General features: G+C 69.3%; 13 protein-coding genes and 1 tRNA gene. 9 read left to right on the plus strand and 5 right to left on the minus strand.

The annotated features are described in order from the left end of the window. Positions 1-21: 21 nt before the first annotated feature. Positions 22-156, minus strand: a complete 135-nt coding sequence (locus AB5J55_RS10390; protein ID WP_369270376.1) for an SPW_0924 family protein — start codon at positions 154-156, stop codon at positions 22-24. 155 nt (positions 157-311) lie between these two features. Continuing rightward, positions 312-2054, minus strand: coding sequence for a lytic transglycosylase domain-containing protein (locus AB5J55_RS10395; RefSeq protein WP_369270377.1), 1743 nt, complete (start codon positions 2052-2054; stop codon positions 312-314). 325 nt (positions 2055-2379) lie between these two features. On the opposite strand from AB5J55_RS10395, the gene AB5J55_RS10400 reads away from it, so the two are divergent. Further along, complete coding sequence (locus AB5J55_RS10400) at positions 2380-3246, plus strand: DUF4184 family protein (protein ID WP_369270378.1); 867 nt, start codon at positions 2380-2382, stop codon at positions 3244-3246. A 535-nt stretch (positions 3247-3781) separates the two neighbouring features. On the opposite strand, the gene polA is transcribed toward AB5J55_RS10400, so the two are convergent. Continuing rightward, positions 3782-6508, minus strand: coding sequence for a DNA polymerase I (polA, locus tag AB5J55_RS10405; RefSeq protein ID WP_369270379.1), 2727 nt, complete (start codon positions 6506-6508; stop codon positions 3782-3784). A 180-nt stretch (positions 6509-6688) separates the two neighbouring features. On the opposite strand from polA, the gene AB5J55_RS10410 reads away from it, so the two are divergent. The 7 genes from AB5J55_RS10410 to AB5J55_RS10440 all read left to right on the plus strand — a co-directional run bounded on the left by AB5J55_RS10410 (position 6689) and on the right by AB5J55_RS10440 (position 15932). Continuing rightward, a complete protein-coding gene (locus AB5J55_RS10410; RefSeq protein WP_369270380.1) occupies positions 6689-8968 on the plus strand; it encodes an FdhF/YdeP family oxidoreductase in 2280 nt (759 codons plus the stop codon). Between the two features lie 46 nt (positions 8969-9014). Continuing rightward, on the plus strand, positions 9015-9503 hold the full coding sequence (locus tag AB5J55_RS10415) for a PaaI family thioesterase (RefSeq protein WP_369270381.1): 489 nt from the start codon (positions 9015-9017) through the stop codon (positions 9501-9503). Between the two features lie 738 nt (positions 9504-10241). Beyond that, positions 10242-11456 (plus strand): branched-chain amino acid ABC transporter substrate-binding protein, encoded by a 1215-nt coding sequence (locus AB5J55_RS10420; protein ID WP_369276149.1) that lies wholly within the window; start codon positions 10242-10244, stop codon positions 11454-11456. Positions 11457-11570: 114 nt separating this feature from the next. Beyond that, complete coding sequence (locus AB5J55_RS10425; protein ID WP_369270382.1) at positions 11571-12500, plus strand: branched-chain amino acid ABC transporter permease; 930 nt, start codon at positions 11571-11573, stop codon at positions 12498-12500. Between the two features lie 23 nt (positions 12501-12523). Continuing rightward, complete coding sequence (locus AB5J55_RS10430; RefSeq protein ID WP_369276150.1) at positions 12524-14335, plus strand: branched-chain amino acid ABC transporter permease; 1812 nt, start codon at positions 12524-12526, stop codon at positions 14333-14335. A 5-nt stretch (positions 14336-14340) separates the two neighbouring features. Continuing rightward, a complete protein-coding gene (locus tag AB5J55_RS10435) occupies positions 14341-15219 on the plus strand; it encodes an ABC transporter ATP-binding protein (RefSeq protein WP_369270383.1) in 879 nt (292 codons plus the stop codon). Continuing rightward, complete coding sequence (locus AB5J55_RS10440; RefSeq protein WP_369270384.1) at positions 15216-15932, plus strand: ABC transporter ATP-binding protein; 717 nt, start codon at positions 15216-15218, stop codon at positions 15930-15932. The genes AB5J55_RS10435 and AB5J55_RS10440 overlap by 4 nt, the downstream gene beginning before the upstream one ends. A gap of 76 nt (positions 15933-16008) precedes the next feature. Here the strand turns inward: AB5J55_RS10440 and AB5J55_RS10445 are convergent, their stop codons facing one another. Then, positions 16009-16665 carry an ANTAR domain-containing response regulator gene (locus tag AB5J55_RS10445; RefSeq protein ID WP_030949406.1) on the minus strand — a complete coding sequence of 219 codons (657 nt, stop codon included), beginning with the start codon at positions 16663-16665 and terminating at the stop codon, positions 16009-16011. 101 nt (positions 16666-16766) lie between these two features. Here AB5J55_RS10445 and AB5J55_RS10450 point away from each other — a divergent pair. Further along, positions 16767-16841, plus strand: a tRNA-Leu gene (locus tag AB5J55_RS10450). Positions 16842-16939: 98 nt separating this feature from the next. Here the strand turns inward: AB5J55_RS10450 and pyk are convergent. Continuing rightward, the gene (gene pyk / locus AB5J55_RS10455; RefSeq protein ID WP_369270385.1) at positions 16940-18376 is read right to left on the minus strand and encodes a pyruvate kinase; all 1437 of its coding nucleotides are present in this window, start codon (positions 18374-18376) and stop codon (positions 16940-16942) included. Positions 18377-18393 lie beyond the last annotated feature (17 nt).

The raw sequence follows: 18393 nt of genomic DNA on the forward strand, positions 1-18393 counted from the left end.
GGCCTCCCTCCCGGACGGCGGTTACGGGTGTGCGGGCACCGTCGTCAGCAGCGGCTTGGGGGATGTCTCACCCTCCGGTGACCCCATCGCGGTCATCGCGAGGACCAGGGCGAGCGCGGCGACGAGACCGGTCGCGGCGGCGATCAGGGCGCGCATACGGGCCTCCCAATTCCGGATTGCCGCATCTGATACAGCGTCAGGTCCGGCACCGTAGCAACGGGCGCGCGAGATGAGAACACGTTGCGCATATGAACAAAGGGCGCCCCGTCCGCCGTAGCGGAGGGGGCGCCCTTCGGTGGGCTCCGCGGCGCTTACGCGCTCGGGCTCGGCGATGCCGATCCGGACGCAGATTCCGACGGCGTCGGGCTGGGCGACGTCTCGGCCGCCGCCACCTTCAGCTCGACGGTCAGGGTCGCGCCGCCCGCGGTGTTGATGCGGAGCAGGAACGTCCCGGTGATGTCGTCGGCGTACAGCTTCGGCAGCTTCAGCAGGCCCTTCGCGTCCGTCGTCAGGCCGGTCAGGGTGCGTACAGCCTTGCCGTCGGCGTCCTTGAAGTAGGGGCCCTTGTCGTTCTCGGCCGGGTCGTCCGCCGACTTGATGAGCGTCGCGGTGGCCGCGACCTTGTCCGCCACGGCGTCCTTGTAGGTCGCCTTCACCTCGACCTGGTCGGCGAACTCGCCGCCGGGCGTGCAGGTCAGCGCGGTCTCGCTGGTGCGGGCCAGAGTGTCGGCGGCGCGCTCGGTGACGGTGGCCGCGTAGTCGAGGCCGGTGACCGTACGGCCGACGACGGTGGCGCGGACCACGAAGTCGCCGGTGTCCTCGCCCGCCTTGAGCGCGGGCGCGGTCGCCTTGCCGACGCTGTTGGTGAGGGCGGTCGCGTACTTCTCGCCGGTGCTGAAGGTGGCGTCGGTGGGGCCGATGATCGTGAAGCGGACCCGGACCTTGGCGACGGCCTTGCCGGCCTTGGTCTCGGCGCGGGTGCCGATCGTCTCGGTGAAGGTGTCGCCGGCCATCGCGGTGAGCTTGGCGGTGCCCGCGTCCTCCAGGTGGTGCACGGTGTCGGTGGGCGTGGGAGGCGTCGTGCTCGGCGGGGTGGTGCCCGGCGGGGGCGGCTTGGGGCTGGTGGTGCCGTTGTCGCCGCCCGGTTTGGGGCTGCTCGGCGGCGTGGGTGTCGTCGGGGTGCTGGGCGTCGTGGGCTGCGTCGGCGTGGGGCTCGCGCCCGCCGTGTCGTCGCTGCGGTCCGACGGGAGGGTGCCGGTGCCGTCCGGGATCTCGTGGGTGCCCTTGCGGTAGTACTCCAGCCACCTCATGACGAGGTTGAGGTAGTCCCGCGAGTTGTTGTAGCTGAGGATCGCGCGGTCGAGGTCGCCCTGCGTGGACAGGTCCCAGCCGAAGCGGCAGAGGTAGTGGCCGGCGGCGAGCGCGGCGTCGTAGATGTTGTTGGGGTCCTTCTTGCCGTCGCCGTTGCCGTCGCGGCCGGCCCACTCCCAGGTGGAGGGGATGAACTGCATGGGGCCGACGGCACGGTCGTACGAGCTGTCCCCGTCGTAGGCGCCGTTGTCGGTGTCGCCGATGTTCGCGAAGCCGTTGCCGTTGAGCTGCGGGCCGAGGATCGGGGAGATCGTGGTGCCCTCGGCGTTGACGCGGCCGCCGCGGGCCTGGCCCGACTCGACCTTGCCGATCGCGGCGAGGAGCTCCCAGGGGAGGTTGCAGCCGGGCTTGGCCTGCTGGAGTGCGGCCTGGGCCCTCTTGTAGGCGTCGAGGACGGTCGCGGGGATGCCCGCCTCGGTGACGCCCGGGTCGACGGGGGTGTCGGTGGACGGCGAGGGGTTGGGGCTGTTGAGCGGCGGCAGGTCCGTGTAGTACGGCGAGTTGCCGGTCGCGCTGTCCTCGGCAGGTGTGTCCGGGGAGGGCTGGGTGCCGGTGGTGACCCTTCTGCCGGCGTCGTCGGTCGTCACTCCCGGAGCCTGGGACGCGGCCAGTGCCGCGACCACGACCGCGGCCACCGTGGTGTTCACCGCCCCCTTGCGGAGCCTGCCGAATTGCGCCGCCATGAAATGGACCCCTCCCGTGGACGCCCGGGCGCCCGACTCTGCCTGCCGGGCTCGCCGTGCCGAGCCCGCCCCTGTTGTGACGATCGACTCGCCGCGACAGTTGCCCTCGCGGCACGCTTTTAGTCGCTGTTCATCTGTTCGACCGCACGCCCCCGGCGCGGTGACCCAGGCGACACTACGACAACTTCCTTTGCGGGGGCACCCGTTGGTGCCCGATTTTTACCGGTTGGCCACGTGCGGTCCGCCCGTCGGATGTCCCGCATACTGGCTTCGCCGACGCCCGGGGCCCGACCGGCCCCGCCAACACCCCGCACGAGGAGCCCCGTTGCCGTTCACGCTCAGCCACGCGGCGGCCGTACTGCCCGGCATACGCACCGACGGAACCGGCCGCCTCGCACTTGTACCGGCAGCACTGGTGGCAGGGTCGTTCTCTCCCGACATGACCTACTACGTGGCGAGTGTCCTGCCGGAGGCGATGAAGTTCGGCGATGTCACGCACTCGTTCGCGGGCGTGCTCACCGTCGATGCGGCGATCGCCTGGGCGCTGGTGGGCCTGTGGCTCCTGCTGCGCGAGCCGCTGGTGGCACTGCTGCCGCCGCGGCGACAGGCACGGGTGGCCGCACTGTTGCGCTGCGGGGCACCACGCGCGCGTGTACGGCCGTCGTCGGCGCTGCGCTGGTACGTCTCGGCCGTCCTCGGCTCACTGACGCATGTCGTGTGGGACGCGTTCACCCATCTCGACCGCTGGGGGATGCGGCTCTTCCCCGTCCTGGGCGAGGAGATCGCGGGATCGCCGCTGTACTGGTATCTGCAGTACGGCGGTTCGGCGGTCGCCGCGGTCGTCATCGCCGCGTTCGTGATCCTGGCGCTACGCCGGACCGGTGCTGTGGCGCCGGTCGGTGTTCCGGTGCTTTCGGTACGGGACCGCTGGTGGGCCGCCGTGGTGATCGGCGGGTGTGCCGCAGTGGCGGCCGTGCAGCGGGTGTCGCGCTGGTGGGCCTACTGGGGGTCCACCGCGAAGTACTGGGAGCTGATTCCCACGCTGTGCTTCGGAGCGGGCGCGGGGCTCGTTCTGGGGTTGGTGCTGTACGCCGTGGGCGTCAGGGTGTGGCGTCCGGTCCGGGGCCCTGGCAGTTCGGGTGCGGATGCGGATGGGGCCGGTCGGGAGCCGAGCCGTCCGGGGGCTCGGTGACGGTTTCGGCCGTCGCGACGAACACGGTGACGGTACGACCCGAACGGTCCGGTCGGCAGCGTGGGAGTGCGGTGCGGGCGAGGTCCAGGTAGCCGCGGAGGGTTGTCGCCCTGTGCCGCAGAGCGCCCATCAGGTCGACGGGGATGCGGGCGGTGCTTGCGCCGGGGGCGAAGAGTGGGACCGTGGGGCGCGCTGTGGGGGCGTCTTCGGTGTTCGCGTTCGCCGGTGCCGGGGCCATCCGGCGGTTGAGCGTGCGTATACCCATGCCCGCATCCTTACGGGCATGGGGTGCGAGGAGCGCTTTTGCGGGGGCCACGCGGGTGACGGGTCCCTCCGGGGGTCGGGCGGAGTCCGACCGTCTGCGTGGCGGCGCTCTTCTCGGGCTGCGGGTCGTTTGTGGCTGGTCGCGCCCCGCGGCGGAGCCGCATATCGATACAGCCCCGCGCCCCTTTGGGGCGCGCTGTTGCCTTGTCCCTCCAAAGCGGCACCCGGTGCCGGGCCGGTTGGGTAGCCGGCCCGGCGCTGAGACGTGGTGTCAGTGGGCTGCCGACTCCCAGTCGGGCCCCGCGCCCACCGAGACGCCCAGGGGGACGTTGAGGTGGACGGCGTTGGACATTTCCCGGCGGACCAGTTCCTCGGCGGTTTGGCGCTCGCCGGGGGCGATTTCCAGGACGATTTCGTCGTGGACCTGGAGGAGCATGCGGGAGGTGAGGTTCTCCTCGCGCAGGGCCCGGTCGACGTTGAGCATGGCGATCTTGACGATGTCCGCCGCCGTGCCCTGGATGGGCGCGTTGAGGGCCATGCGCTCGGCCGCCTCGCGGCGCTGGCGGTTGTCGCTGTTGAGGTCGGGGAGGTAGCGGCGGCGACCGAAGAGCGTCGCCGTGTAGCCCGTCGCCCGGGCCTCGTCGACGGCGCGGCGCAGATAGTCGCGTACGCCGCCGAACCGCTCGAAGTAGGCGTCCATCAGCGCGCGGGCCTCGCCGGCGTCGATGTTCAGCTGCTGGGAGAGGCCGAAGGCCGACAGCCCGTAGGCCAGGCCGTACGACATCGCTTTGATCTTGCGGCGCATCTCCGCGTCCACCGCGGCGGGCTCCACGGCGAAGACCTGGGAGGCGGCCGTGGTGTGCAGGTCCTCGCCCGACGTGAACGCCTCGATCAGGCCCTCGTCCTCGGAGAGGTGGGCCATCACGCGCAGCTCGATCTGGCTGTAGTCCGCGGTCATCAGGGACTCGAAGCCCTCGCCGACCACGAAGCCCCTGCGGATCGCCCTGCCCTCGTCCGTGCGGACCGGGATGTTCTGCAGGTTCGGGTCGGTCGAGGAGAGGCGGCCGGTGGCCGCGACCGTCTGGTTGAAGGTCGTGTGGATACGGCCGTCCGCCGCGATCGTCTTGATCAGGCCCTCGACGGTGACGCGGAGCTTCGCCTGCTCGCGGTGGCGGAGCATGATGACCGGCAGTTCGTTGTCGGTCTGGGTGGCCAGCCAGGCCAGGGCGTCGGCGTCCGTCGTGTAGCCCGTCTTCGTCTTCTTCGTCTTGGGCAGGGCGAGTTCGCCGAAGAGGACCTCCTGGAGCTGCTTGGGCGAGCCCAGGTTGAACTCGTGCCCGGCCGCGGCGTGCGCCTCCTTCACGGCCTGCTGCACGGCGCCCGCGAACATCTGCTCCATGGCCTCCAGGTGCGCCCGGTCGGCCGCGATGCCGTGCCGCTCCATGCGGGCCAGCAGGGCGGAGGTCGGCAGCTCCATGTCGCGGAGCAGATCCGCGGCGCCGACCTCCTGCAGACGGTCCTCGAAGACCTCGCCCAGGTCCAGGACCGCACGGGCCTGGATCATCAGCGCCTCGGCCTCGGCGCCGTCGTCCGTGCCGAAGGCCAGCTGGCCGTCGGCCGCGGCGGCGGGGGCCAGCTCGCGGTGGAGGTACTCCAGGGACAACGCGTCCAGGTCGAAGGAGCGGCGGCCCGGCTTGACGAGGTAGGCGGCGAGTGCGGTGTCCATGCGCACGCCGGCGATGCTCCAGCCGTGCTCGGCGAAGACCCGCATCGCGCTCTTGGCGTTGTGGAAGATCTTCGGCCTGTCGGCGTCGGCCAGCCAGGCGGTGAAGGCCTTCTCGTCGGCCTCGTCCAGCTGTGACGGGTCGAACCAGCCGGCCGCGCCGTCGGCCGCGGCGAGGGCGACCTCGGCGACCGAGCCGGTGCCGAGCGCCCAGGCGTCGACGGTGGCCACGCCGAGGGCCTCGCCGCCGTGCTCCGCCAGCCAGGGGGCCAGCTCGCCCGTACCGAGCACGGCGCCGTCCAGCTCCACGCCCTCGGTCGAGATCGGGGTGGCCTCGGCCTCCTCGGCTCCGGGGTCGACGCCGAAGAGTCGCTCGCGCAGGGAGGGGTTACGGATCTCCAGGGTGTCCAGGATCATCGCGACGGCCTTGCGGTCGTACGGCACGCGCGCGACATCGGCGACGGTCTTGGGCAGCTCGACGTTGCGCTCCAGCTCGGTCAGGCGGCGGTTGAGCTTGACCGACTCCAGGTGGTCGCGCAGGTTCTGCCCGGCCTTGCCCTTGACCTCCTCGACGCGCTCGACCAGCTCGGCGAACGAACCGAACTGGTTGATCCACTTCGCCGCCGTCTTCTCGCCGACGCCCGGGATGCCCGGCAGGTTGTCGGACGGGTCGCCGCGCAGGGCCGCGAAGTCGGGGTACTGGGCGGGCGTCAGTGCGTACTTCTCGAAGACCTTCTCCGGGGTGAAGCGGGTCAGCTCGGAGACGCCCTTGGTCGGATACAGCACCGTCGTGTGCTCGCTGACCAGCTGGAAGGAGTCCCGGTCGCCGGTGACGATCAGCACCTCGAAGCCTTCGGCCTCGGCCTGGGTGGCGAGCGTGGCGATCACGTCGTCGGCCTCGAAGCCGTCGACGGCGAACCGCGATACGTGCATCGCGTCGAGCAGCTCGCCGATCAGCTCGACCTGGCCCTTGAACTCGTCCGGGGTCTTGGAGCGGTTCGCCTTGTACTCCGTGAACTCCGCGGAGCGCCAGGTCTTGCGGGACACGTCGAAGGCCACCGCGAAGTGCGTGGGCGCCTCGTCGCGCAGCGTGTTGGCCAGCATCGACGCGAAGCCGTAGATCGCGTTCGTCGGCTGGCCCGTCGCGGTCGTGAAGTTCTCCGCGGGCAGCGCGAAGAACGCACGGTAGGCCAGCGAGTGCCCGTCCATGAGCATCAGGCGGGGCCGGCTGCCGCCGGGGTTGGTCTCGGTCTGCTTCGATGCTGTCTCTGCCACGACCCCGATCCTGCCACGCCCCACTGACACTCGGTCCCCATCGGGGGGTCCGGCTCCGGGGAGGGGTCCGCGGAGGGGTCGGGCAGGGGGATACGGGTGCCGGGCCCCCACCCCCGTTGTCGGTCCCGCGTGCGAGGATCGGAGATGTACCTCACACGTGTACACAAAGGAGAGCGCGCGATGGCCACCAAGCCGCCCAAGGGTGATCCGGTTCAGGACGCGCCCCAGGTCGCCGAGCCGAAGCATGCGGCGGCGGGGCTGCCGGCCATCGGGCACACCTTGCGGATCGCGCAGCAGCAGATGGGCGTGAAGCGCACCATGCTGACGCTGCTGAGCGTCAACCAGAAGAACGGCTTCGACTGCCCGGGCTGCGCGTGGCCGGAGCCGGACCACCGGCACAAGGCGGAGTTCTGTGAGAACGGCGCGAAGGCCGTGGCCGAGGAGGCCACCCTGCGCCGGGTCACCCCGGAGTTCTTCGCCGCGCACTCCGTCGCCGATCTCGCGACCAGGAGCGGGTACTGGCTGGGGCAGCAGGGGCGGCTCACGCACCCGGTGTACCTCCCCGAGGGGGGCACGCACTACGAGCCGGTGACCTGGGAGCGCGCCTTCGACATCATCGGCGAGGAGATCACCGCCCTCGGCTCCCCCGACGAGGCCGTCTTCTACACCTCGGGCCGCACCAGCAACGAGGCAGCCTTCCTCTATCAGCTCTTCGCGCGCGAGCTCGGCACCAACAACCTGCCCGACTGCTCGAACATGTGCCACGAGTCCTCCGGGTCGGCGCTGAACGAGACCATCGGCATCGGCAAGGGCAGCGTCCTGCTGGAGGACCTCTACAAGGCCGACCTGATCATCGTCGCCGGGCAGAACCCGGGGACGAACCACCCGCGCATGCTCTCCGCCCTGGAGAAGGCCAAGGCCAACGGCGCGAAGATCATCAGCGTCAACCCGCTGCCCGAGGCCGGCCTGGAGCGGTTCAAGAACCCGCAGACGCCGCAGGGCATGCTCAAGGGCGCCGCCCTCACCGATCTGTTCCTGCAGATCCGCATCGGCGGCGACCAGGCCCTGTTCCGCCTCCTCAACAAGCTGATCCTCGAGACGCAAGGCGCTGTCGACGAGGAGTTCGTCCGCGAACACACCCACGGCTACGAGGAGTTCGCCGAGGCCGCCCGTTCCGCCGACTGGGACGAGACCCTGACGGCGACCGGTCTCACGCGCGCGGACATCGAAGAGGCCATGGCCATGGTCCTCGCCTCGCAGCGCACCATCGTCTGCTGGGCCATGGGCCTCACCCAGCACAAGCACTCCGTGCCCACCATCCGCGAGGTCGTCAACTTCCTTCTGCTGCGCGGCAACATCGGCCGCCCGGGCGCGGGCGTGTGCCCGGTGCGCGGTCACTCGAACGTGCAGGGCGACCGCACGATGGGCATCTTCGAGCGACCCGCCCCGGCCTTCCTGGACGCCTTGGAGAAGGAGTTCGGCTTCGCGCCCCCGCGCGAGCACGGCTTCGACGTCGTACGGGCCATCCGCGCCCTGCGCGACGGCGAGGCCAAGGTCTTCTTCGCCATGGGCGGCAACTTCGTGTCCGCGACCCCGGACACCGACGTCACCGAGGCCGCCATGCGGCGCGCCCGGCTGACCGTGCACGTGTCGACGAAGCTCAACCGCTCGCACGCCGTCACGGGCGCGCGTGCGCTGATCCTGCCCACCCTCGGCCGGACCGAGCGCGATCTCCAGGGCAGCGGCGAGCAGTTCGTGACGGTCGAGGACTCCATGGGCATGGTGCACGCCTCCCGGGGCCGCCTGGAGCCCGCGAGCGCGCATCTGCTGTCGGAGCCGGCGATCGTGTGCCGCCTGGCACGCCGCGTGCTGGGCGAGGGCAGCGCCACCCCCTGGGAGGAGTTCGAGAAGGATTACGCGACGATCCGGGACCGTATCGCCCGCGTGATCCCCGGCTTCGAGGACTTCAACGCGCGCGTGGCCCACCCCGGCGGCTTCACGCTCCCCCACGCCCCGCGCGACGAGCGCCGCTTCCCGACGGCGACGGGCAAGGCCAACTTCACGGCGGCTCCGATCGAGTACCCGACGGTGCCCGAGGGACGGCTGCTGCTGCAGACCCTGCGGTCGCACGACCAGTACAACACCACGATCTACGGCCTCGACGACCGTTACCGGGGCATCACGAACGGCCGCCGGGTCGTGATGATCAACCCCGAGGACGCGCAGCGGCTGAGCATCGCCGACGGGTCGTACGTCGACCTGGTGAGCGAGTGGAAGGACGGCGTCGAGCGGCGGGCGCCCGGTTTCCGTGTCGTCCACTATCCGACGGCCCGGGGCTGCGCGGCCGCGTACTACCCGGAGACCAACGTCCTCGTCCCGCTGGATGCCACCGCGGACACCAGCAACACCCCGGCCAGCAAGTCCGTGATCGTGCGTCTGGAACAATCGGCGACCGACTGAGCGTTTGCTCAGTCGACGCACACCACGACGAACGGAGCCGGGCCCCATGGGCGAGCAGCAGCATGTGAAGTTCCCGCAAGAGGTCATCGACGAGTACGCCGCGCTCGGCGTCGACCTGCCGGGCCTGTTCTCCGCCGGGCACCTCGGGACGCGCATGGGCGTCCAGATCGTGGAAGCGTCCGCCGAGCGGGTCGTGGGGACCATGCCGGTGGAGGGGAACACCCAGCCGTACGGGCTGCTGCACGGCGGCGCGTCCGCGGTGCTCGCCGAGACGCTCGGATCGGTGGGCTCGATGCTGCACGCCGGCAGCTCCAAGATCGCGGTCGGCGTCGACCTCAACTGCACCCATCACCGCGGCGCCCGCGCCGGCCTCGTCACCGGCGTGGCCACGCCCCTGCACCGGGGCCGCTCGACGGCGACGTACGAGATCGTGATCAGCGACGAGGCCGGGCGGCGTGTGTGCAGCGCCCGGCTGACATGCCTGCTGCGGGACGTGAACCCGAGCGACGGCGAACATCTCCGGGCGATGGGCTGAGCCGACCCAAGGGCCCTCTCGCGGCAACTCCCTTGAGGGCAACGCCTTTTGCCGCCCACCCGGCAGCCGGCACTCCCCGGCGCACTTCCGCGCCGCAGGCAACGCCCTTGCGCCACCCCGCCGTTGAAACCGGACGTCCGGCGGCCTAACGTCGAGGCATGACGTCGGGAGGGGCCCCCGGGAGCGGGGCGGCGCCCGGACTCCCGCTCTCGGCCGCCGGGTTGATGGCCGAAAGCGGTGAGCCCGGCAATGCCCAATTCCATTTTCGTGCCCCATACACGAAAACAGCCGAAGAACTCCGACCGACTTTCCCGGCTGTAACTCTGCGTAATACGACTGCAATACAGGCCCCCACTTCTCCCGCAGTGCGCACCCTTCCCGCACGTCCGCAGAGGCCCTCGGGTAGCCTTCGGCAACGATCCGGGTAATCACCAAAACCTGTGAACACTCGTGAAGGCGCTACGCGCGAACGCTGCAAGTTCTCACTATGTGGACAGGGCGAATCGGCCGGAAATCCACTCTTCCCCCCACGGAGTACCGCTCTGTGTTACCCCGTGTCATAACAAGAGCGTCACAGCCTTGGTCAGAGCCTCCTCCATGTTCCCCACCCGCGCTTAGAGTCACGGCCAGTCACGGCGCCATCGGATTCGAACTCACTTCGACCCAGCGCTCGACTCGGCGAGTTCCATGGGGGGCCGCCGTGCCAGGGAAAGGACCTGATTCGTGCGTCAACGTTCGATCATCGCCATAACCGCCGCGCTTGCGGCGGGATCGCTGACTCTCACGGCTTGTGGGTCGCGTGACGACGACGGCGGCAGCAGCAACGGCGACAAGACCACTGTGGTGATCGGTGTCGACGCCCCGCTGACCGGCGACCTGTCGGCGCTCGGCCTCGGCATCAAGAACTCCGCCGACCTGGCCGCCAAGACGGCCAACAAGAAGGAGTACGTCAAGGGCGTCGAGTTCAAGATCGAGGCTCTCGACGACCAGGCGCAGCCGTCCGTCGGCCAGCAGAACGCCCAGAAGTTCATCAGCAACAAGGACGTCCTCGGCGTCGTCGGCCCGCTGAACTCCAGCGTCTCGCAGCAGATGCAGAAGCCGTTCAACGACGCCGGCCTGACCCAGGTCTCCCCCGCCAACACGGGTACGGAGCTGACCCAGGGCGACGGCTGGAAGACCGGCGACTCGGTCCGCCAGTTCAAGACGTTCTTCCGTACGGCCACCACGGACGAGATCCAGGGCGCCTTCGCCGCCGACTACCTGTACAACCAGGCGAAGCTCAAGAAGGTCTACCTGATCGACGACCAGAAGACCTACGGCGCCGGCCTCGCCGCCTCCTTCAAGGCGAACTTCACCAAGTTCGGTGGCCAGATCGTCGGCACCGACCACATCAACCCGGACGACCGTGACTTCAACGCCGTGGTCGCCAAGATCAAGAAGACCGGCGCCGAAGCCCTGTACTACGGCGGCGAGTACCCGGCCGCCGGCCCGCTGAGCCAGCAGCTCAAGGACAGCGGCCAGAACATCCCGCTCATGGGCGGCGACGGAATCTACTCCGGTGAGTTCCCGAAGCTGAACAAGAAGGCCGAGGGCGACCTCGCCACCTCCGTGGGCAAGCCGGTCGAGCAGCTCGACTCCGCCAAGGCGTTCATCAAGGACTACGAGGCAGCGGGCTACGAGGACGCCTACGAGGCGTACGGCGGCCTCACCTACGACGCCACCTGGTCGATCATCGAGGCCGTCAAGCTGGCGGTCGAGGGCAACGACGGCAAGGTCCCGTCCGAAGGCCGCAAGGCTGTCCTGGACGCCATGGCGAAGGTCAAGTTCGACGGCGTCACCGGCACCATCTCCTTCGACGAGTTCGGTGACACCACGAACCACACGATGACCGCGTACAAGGTCAAGAACAACGCGTGGGCGCCCGAGTTCAGCGGCGAGCCCAAGCTGGGCTGAGCAGAGGACGAGTAAAGAGCACTCCACAAACACACATTGATCCAGGCCGCGCGGGATCGCCCATCAGCGCTCCCGCGCGGCGCCATATCCGAACCACTCCACGGAGGCCCTGCGGTGAACGAACTGCCGCAACAGCTGGCCAATGGACTCATCCTCGGCGCGATGTACGGACTCATCGCGATCGGCTACACGATGGTCTACGGCATCGTCCAGCTCATCAACTTCGCCCACGGCGAGATCTTCATGGTCGGGGGCTTCGGGGCCCTCACCGTCTGGTTGGTACTCCCCGAGGGCTTCGGCCTCGGGGCAGCAGTCCCCCTCATGATCATCGGTGGTGTCCTCGTCTCGGTCGCCGTCGGCACGGCGGCGGAACGCTTCGCCTACCGGCCACTGCGCACCGCGCCACGGCTGGCACCCCTCATCACCGCCATCGGCCTGTCCATCGTCCTGCAGCAGGCCGTGTGGATGTGGTACCCGGACGCGAAGAAGGACCACCCCTTCCCGCAGTTCCACGGCGGTCCGATCGAAATCCTCGGCGCCAACATCCAGCGCGGTGACCTCTTCGTCCTCATAGCCGCCCCGCTGTGCATGCTCGCCCTCGGCCTGTTCGTCACCAAGACGCGCTCCGGCCGCGGCATGCAGGCCACCGCCCAGGACCCGGACACCGCCAAGCTGATGGGCATCAACACCGACCGCATCATCGTCATGGCGTTCGCCATCGGTGCCGCGTTCGCCGCCATCGCCGCCGTCGCCTATGGCCTGAAGAACGGTCAGGTCGGCTTCCGCATGGGCTTCCTGATGGGCCTCAAGGCCTTCACCGCAGCCGTGCTCGGCGGCATCGGCAACATCTACGGCGCCATGCTCGGCGGCCTCGTCCTCGGCGTGGCGGAGTCCCTCGCCACCGGCTACATCGGCGACATCCCGGGCATGGAACTCTTCGGCGGCGGCGCCTGGAAGGACGTGTGGGCATTCAGCCTCCTCATCCTCGTCCTGCTGTTCAGGCCACAGGGTCTGCTCGGCGAACGCGTCGCGGATCGGGCGTGATACCCATGACCACCGAGATCCCCATGGACAAGACCACCGACACCGCCAAGGTGTCCACCGCTCCGGCGACCCCGATCATCCCGCTGCCGCAGGCCGCGGCACGCGGACTGACCGTCGCGGGCACCGCCATCGCCCTCATAGGCACCTTCCTCGCCTGGACCTGGACCGACGAGTTCCCGGGCAACCTGACCGTCACCGGCTACCCGGGCGGCCTTCAGGTCCTCACCCTCGTCGGCTCCCTGCTCACCCTGCTGTTCGCCCTCTCCGGCTACGGCATCAAGGGCCTGGGCTGGCTCACCCCCGGCGGCAAGAACAGCCCCGTCCTGCTGGCCGCCCTCGGCGTGTTCGGCACCACGGGCTACTCGATCGGCGCGATCACCCAGGAGCTGGGCGGCCTCGTCAACCTGGAGCCCGGCGCCTGGGTCTCCGGCATCGGCGCACTCGTCGCCGTGATCGGCGCCCTCGGCCTCCCGGTCGACCAGCCCTACAGCGCCGCGGACCCGACCCCGAACCTGTGGGGCCGCATCCGCCACTCGCTCACCGCACCCGACCCCGGCCGCGCCAAGGACCTCCCCTCCTGGGTGGAGATCCTGATCATCGCCGCGGGCTTCGGGGTCGGCCTGTACGTCTTCGCGTACGGCATCGGCACCGAGTACTCCGAGCTGTTCATCGGCTTCCTGATCGTCACGGCGTTCGGCTTCACCGCGGTGACCCGCGCGGGCCTGCTCAAGCGGCTCTCGGCGCTCACCGCCAAGCACCGCAATGTCGCCATGGCGGCGGCCTTCGTCGCGGCGATCTGCTTCCCGTTCACCCAGACCAACGACCAGTTCGCCCTCATCGGCGCGAACATCCTGATCTTCGCCACGGTCGCGCTGGGCCTGAACGTCGTCGTCGGCCTCGCCGGCCTGCTCGACCTCGGATACGTCGCCTTCCTCGGCGTCGGCGCCTACGCCGCCGCCCTGGTCTCCGGCTCCCCGCAGTCGAGCATCGGCGTCGAGTTCCCGTTCTGGGCCGCCGTTCTCACCGGCGCCGCCGCCTCGCTGATCTTCGGCGTGGTGATCGGTGCCCCCACCCTGCGACTGCGCGGCGACTACCTCGCCATCGTGACGCTCGGCTTCGGTGAGATCTTCCGCATCACCATGAACAACCTGAACGGCAACAGCGGACCGGACGTCACCAACGGCTCCAACGGCATCCCCAACATCCCGGACCTGGAGATCTTCGGGTTCAACCTCGGGCTGCCGCACAACATCCTGGGCACCGAGCTCACCCGGTCCGGCAACTACTACCTGCTGATGCTGGTGTGCACGGCGATCGTCGTCCTGGTCTTCCGCCGCTCGGCGGAGTCCCGCATCGGCCGCGCGTGGGTCGCCATCCGCGAGGACGAGACCGCCGCCACCGCGATGGGCATCAACGGCTTCCGCCTGAAGCTCCTCGCGTTCGCACTGGGCGCCTCCCTCGCCGGCCTCGCCGGCACCGTTCAGGCGCACGTGTCGTACAGCGTCACGCCCGAGCAGTACCAGTTCGCCGGCTCCGTGCCGCCGAACTCGGCCTTCCTGCTCGCCGCCGTCATCCTCGGCGGCATGGGCACCATCAGCGGCCCGCTGATCGGCGCCGCGCTGCTCTACCTGATCCCGGCCAAGCTGCAGTTCATGGCGGAGTACCAGCTGCTGCTCTTCGGCATCGCGCTGATGCTGCTGATGCGCTACCGCCCCGAGGGCCTGGTCGCCGACCGCAGGAAGCAGCTCGAATTCCACGAGACCGGACAGCTCGACGTACCGGAGGACAAGCCATTGCCCGAAGGCGCGACCGGCGTCGCGAAGGCAGGGGCGTGACCGCCATGACCACCACCACGACCGCACCCACCAGCACGACGGTGCTCGACGCCACCGGCGTCACGATGCGCTTCGGCGGTCTGACCGCCGTGCGCGACGTGAACCTCACCGTCAACAGTGGCGAGATCGTCGGCCTCATCGGCCCCAACGGCGCCGGTAAGACGACCTTCTTCAACTGCCTCACCGGCCTGTACATCCCGACCGAGGGCAAGGTCGCCTACAAGGGCACCGTCCTGCCGCCCAAGCCGCACCTGGTCACCCAGGCCGGCATCGCCCGTACGTTCCAGAACATCCGGCTCTTCGCCAACATGACCGTTCTGGAGAACGTGCTGGTCGGACGGCACACCCGCACCAAGGAAGGCCTCTGGTCGGCCCTGTTGCGCCTGCCCGGCTTCAAGAAGGCCGAGGAGGCGTCCCGGGCCCGGGCCATGGAGCTCCTGGAGTTCACCGGTCTCGCCGCCAAGGCCGACCACCTCGCCCGCAACCTGCCCTACGGCGAGCAGCGCAAGCTGGAGATCGCCCGGGCGCTGGCGAGCGAGCCCGGTCTGCTCCTCCTCGACGAGCCCACCGCCGGTATGAACCCGCAGGAGACCCGGGCGGCCGAGGAGCTGATCTTCGCCATCCGGGACCAGGGCATCGCCGTCCTCGTCATCGAGCACGACATCCGGTTCATCATGAACCTGTGTGACCGGGTCGCCGTGCTGGTCCAGGGCGAGAAGATCGTCGAGGGTCCGGCCGAGGTCGTCCAGGCCGACGAGCGCGTCATCGCCGCCTACCTCGGCACGCCCTTCGAGGGCGAGCCGGGCAAGGAGGAGGTCGCCGAGGTCGAGGCCGCGGAGGCCGGCGTCGAGGCGCAGAGCAGCACGGAAGGGGACGACAAGTGACCGCACTGCTCGAGGTCGAGGACCTCAGGGTCGCCTACGGCAAGATCGAGGCCGTCAAGGGCATCTCGTTCAAGGTGGAAGCGGGCGAGGTCGTCACCCTCATCGGCACCAACGGCGCCGGCAAGACCACGACCCTGCGCACCCTGTCGGGTCTGCTCCAGCCGCTGTCCGGCGAGATCAAGTTCGACGGCAAGTCGCTGAAGAAGGTCCCCGCGCACAAGGTCGTCTCGCTGGGGCTCGCCCACTCCCCCGAGGGGCGGCACATCTTCCCCCGCATGACGATCGAGGACAACCTCCGCCTCGGCGCGTTCCTGCGCACCGACAAGGAGGCCATCGAGAAGGACATCAAGCGCGCCTACGACCTGTTCCCCATCCTCGGAGAGCGCCGCAAGCAGGCCGCGGGCACCCTCTCCGGCGGTGAGCAGCAGATGCTCGCCATGGGACGGGCGCTGATGTCCCGGCCGAAGCTGCTCATGCTGGACGAGCCCTCCATGGGCCTCTCCCCCATCATGATGCAGAAGATCATGTCGACCATCCAGGAGCTCAAGTCCCAGGGCACCACCATCCTGCTCATCGAGCAGAACGCCCAGGCCGCGCTCTCCCTGGCCGACCACGGCCACGTCATGGAGGTCGGCAAGATCGTCCTCTCCGGCAGCGGGCAGGACCTGCTGCACGACGAGTCGGTGCGCAAGGCGTACCTGGGCGAGGACTGATCGCCAGGCTCACATGAGGTGAGGCCCGTGCCCCCCGGTCAGGGGCACGGGCCTCACCCTTTGCCACTTCGGTGCGTCAGCCCTTGGCGGCCTTCTTCTCGTCGGCGTCCTGGATGACGGCCTCGGCGACCTGCTGCATCGACATCCGGCGGTCCATGGAGGTCTTCTGGATCCACCGGAACGCGGCGGGCTCGGTCAGCCCGTACTCGGTCTGGAGGATGGACTTCGCCCGGTCCACCAGCTTGCGTGTCTCCAGGCGCAGGGTGAGGTCGGCGACCTCCTTCTCCAGCTCCTTCAGCTCGGTGAACCGCGATACGGCCATCTCGATCGCCGGTACGACGTCGCTCTTGCTGAACGGCTTGACCAGGTACGCCATGGCACCGGCGTCCCGGGCCCGCTCGACGAGGTCGCGCTGCGAGAACGCGGTCAGCATCAGCACCGGAGCGATGCTCTCCTCGGCGATCTTCTCGGCCGCCGAAATGCCGTCCAGCTTGGGCATCTTCACATCGAGGATGACGAGGTCGGGCCTGTGCTCACGGGCCAGTTCGACGGCCTGCTCACCGTCTCCGGCCTCACCGACGACGGTGTACCCCTCTTCTTCGAGCATCTCTTTGAGATCGAGCCGGATCAGCGCCTCGTCCTCGGCGATGACGACACGGGTCGTCAGCGGAGGCACGTGCGACTTGTCGTCGTCGGGCGCGTCTACGGGCTGGGGCGACTCGGGGGCGGTCACGAAGGCTCCTCGTTCAGGGGCAGGGGTGCTGCTCCCAAGAGCCTACCTAGCTACGGTATGGTGGACGCGCGGAGGGTCGGGGACAACCTTTGATTCTTCGAGCCCCGGTAGCCCAATTGGCAGCAGGCAACGGATTCAAAACCCGTACAGTGTCGGTTCGAGTCCGACCCGGGGCACTTTTCCTGCGATTCCAAGGTCGCCCTCTTGGAATTCCGAGGCCAATGCAAAGGGCCCCTCTCGATGAGGGGCCCTCGGTTTTTTACCGCGTCTTTCACTACTTCGGGGCGTCGTCCTCGCCAATGTGGTGGACGCGCACCATGTTTGTCGAACCGGAAACTCCTGGCGGCGATCCGGCCGTGATGACGACGGTGTCGCCCTTCTTGCAGCGGCCGTATTTCAGGAGCAGTTCGTCGACCTGGTCGACCATCGCGTCCGTCGAGTCCACGTGCGGACCTAGGAAGGTCTCCACACCCCACGTCAGATTCAGCTGGGAACGCGTGGCCGGCTCGGGCGTGAAGGCCAGCAGCGGGATCGGCGAGCGGTAGCGGGACAGGCGGCGGGCCGTGTCGCCGGACTGGGTGAAGGCCACCAGGAACTTCGCGCCCAGGAAGTCGCCGATCTCGGCGGCGGCACGGGCCACCGCGCCGCCCTGGGTGCGGGGCTTGTTGCGTTCGGTCAGGGGCGGCAGGCCCTTGACGAGGATGTCCTCCTCGGCCGCCTCGACGATCTTCGCCATGGTCCGGACCGTCTCGATCGGGTACTTGCCGACGCTCGTCTCGCCGGACAGCATCACCGCGTCCGTGCCGTCGATGACGGCGTTGGCCACGTCGCTGGCCTCGGCGCGGGTCGGGCGCGAGTTGTCGATCATCGAGTCGAGCATCTGGGTGGCGACGATGACCGGCTTGGCGTTGCGCTTGGCCAGCTTGACGGCGCGCTTCTGGACGATCGGGACCTGCTCCAGCGGCATCTCCACGCCCAGGTCACCGCGGGCGACCATGATGCCGTCGAAGGCGGCCACGATGTCGTCGATCGCCTCGACCGCCTGCGGCTTCTCCACCTTGGCGATCACCGGGAGGCGGCGGCCCTCCTCGTCCATGATGCGGTGGACGTCCTCGATGTCCCGTCCGGAGCGGACGAAGGAGAGCGCGATGACGTCGAAGCCGGTGCGCAGGGCCCAGCGCAGGTCGGCCTCGTCCTTCTCGGACAGGGCGGGGACGGACACGGCGACACCCGGGAGGTTCAGGCCCTTGTGGTCGGAGACCATGCCGCCTTCGACGACGGTGGTGTTCACGCGCGGGCCGTCGACGGCGGTGACCTCCAGGCACACCTTGCCGTCGTCGACGAGGATGCGTTCGCCGGGGGTGACGTCGGCGGCAAGGCCGGAGTAGGTGGTGCCGCACTGCTGGCGGTCGCCCTCGGCGCCCTCCTCGACGGTGATGGTGAAGGTGTCCCCGCGTTCAAGGAGTACGGGGCCTTCGGTGAAGCGGCCGAGGCGGATCTTCGGGCCTTGAAGGTCGGCGAGGACGCCGACGCTGCGGCCGGTCTCGTCGGAGGCCTTCCGCACGCGCTGGTAGCGCTCCTCGTGATCGGCGTGGCTGCCGTGGCTGAGGTTGAATCGGGCGACGTCCATTCCGGCATCGACCAGTGCCTTTATCTGGTCGTACGAGTCGGTGGCGGGGCCCAGGGTGCAGACGATTTTCGCTCGGCGCATGTTTCGACTCTATGACT

Source organism: Streptomyces sp. R11 (assembly GCF_041051905.1).
Taxonomy (GTDB): domain Bacteria; phylum Actinomycetota; class Actinomycetes; order Streptomycetales; family Streptomycetaceae; genus Streptomyces.

Excerpts from the sequence above, each read along its gene's own strand:
- AB5J55_RS10390 (WP_369270376.1), bottom strand. The coding sequence starts at position 156 with ATGCGCGCCCTGATCGCCGCCGCGACCGGTCTCGTCGCCGCGCTCGCC.
- AB5J55_RS10395 (WP_369270377.1), bottom strand. The coding sequence starts at position 2,054 with ATGGCGGCGCAATTCGGCAGGCTCCGCAAGGGGGCGGTGAACACCACG.
- AB5J55_RS10410 (WP_369270380.1), top strand. The coding sequence starts at position 6,689 with ATGGCCACCAAGCCGCCCAAGGGTGATCCGGTTCAGGACGCGCCCCAG.
- AB5J55_RS10415 (WP_369270381.1), top strand. The coding sequence starts at position 9,015 with ATGGGCGAGCAGCAGCATGTGAAGTTCCCGCAAGAGGTCATCGACGAG.
- AB5J55_RS10430 (WP_369276150.1), top strand. The coding sequence starts at position 12,524 with ATGGACAAGACCACCGACACCGCCAAGGTGTCCACCGCTCCGGCGACC.
- AB5J55_RS10435 (WP_369270383.1), top strand. The coding sequence starts at position 14,341 with ATGACCACCACCACGACCGCACCCACCAGCACGACGGTGCTCGACGCC.
- pyk (WP_369270385.1), bottom strand. The coding sequence starts at position 18,376 with ATGCGCCGAGCGAAAATCGTCTGCACCCTGGGCCCCGCCACCGACTCG.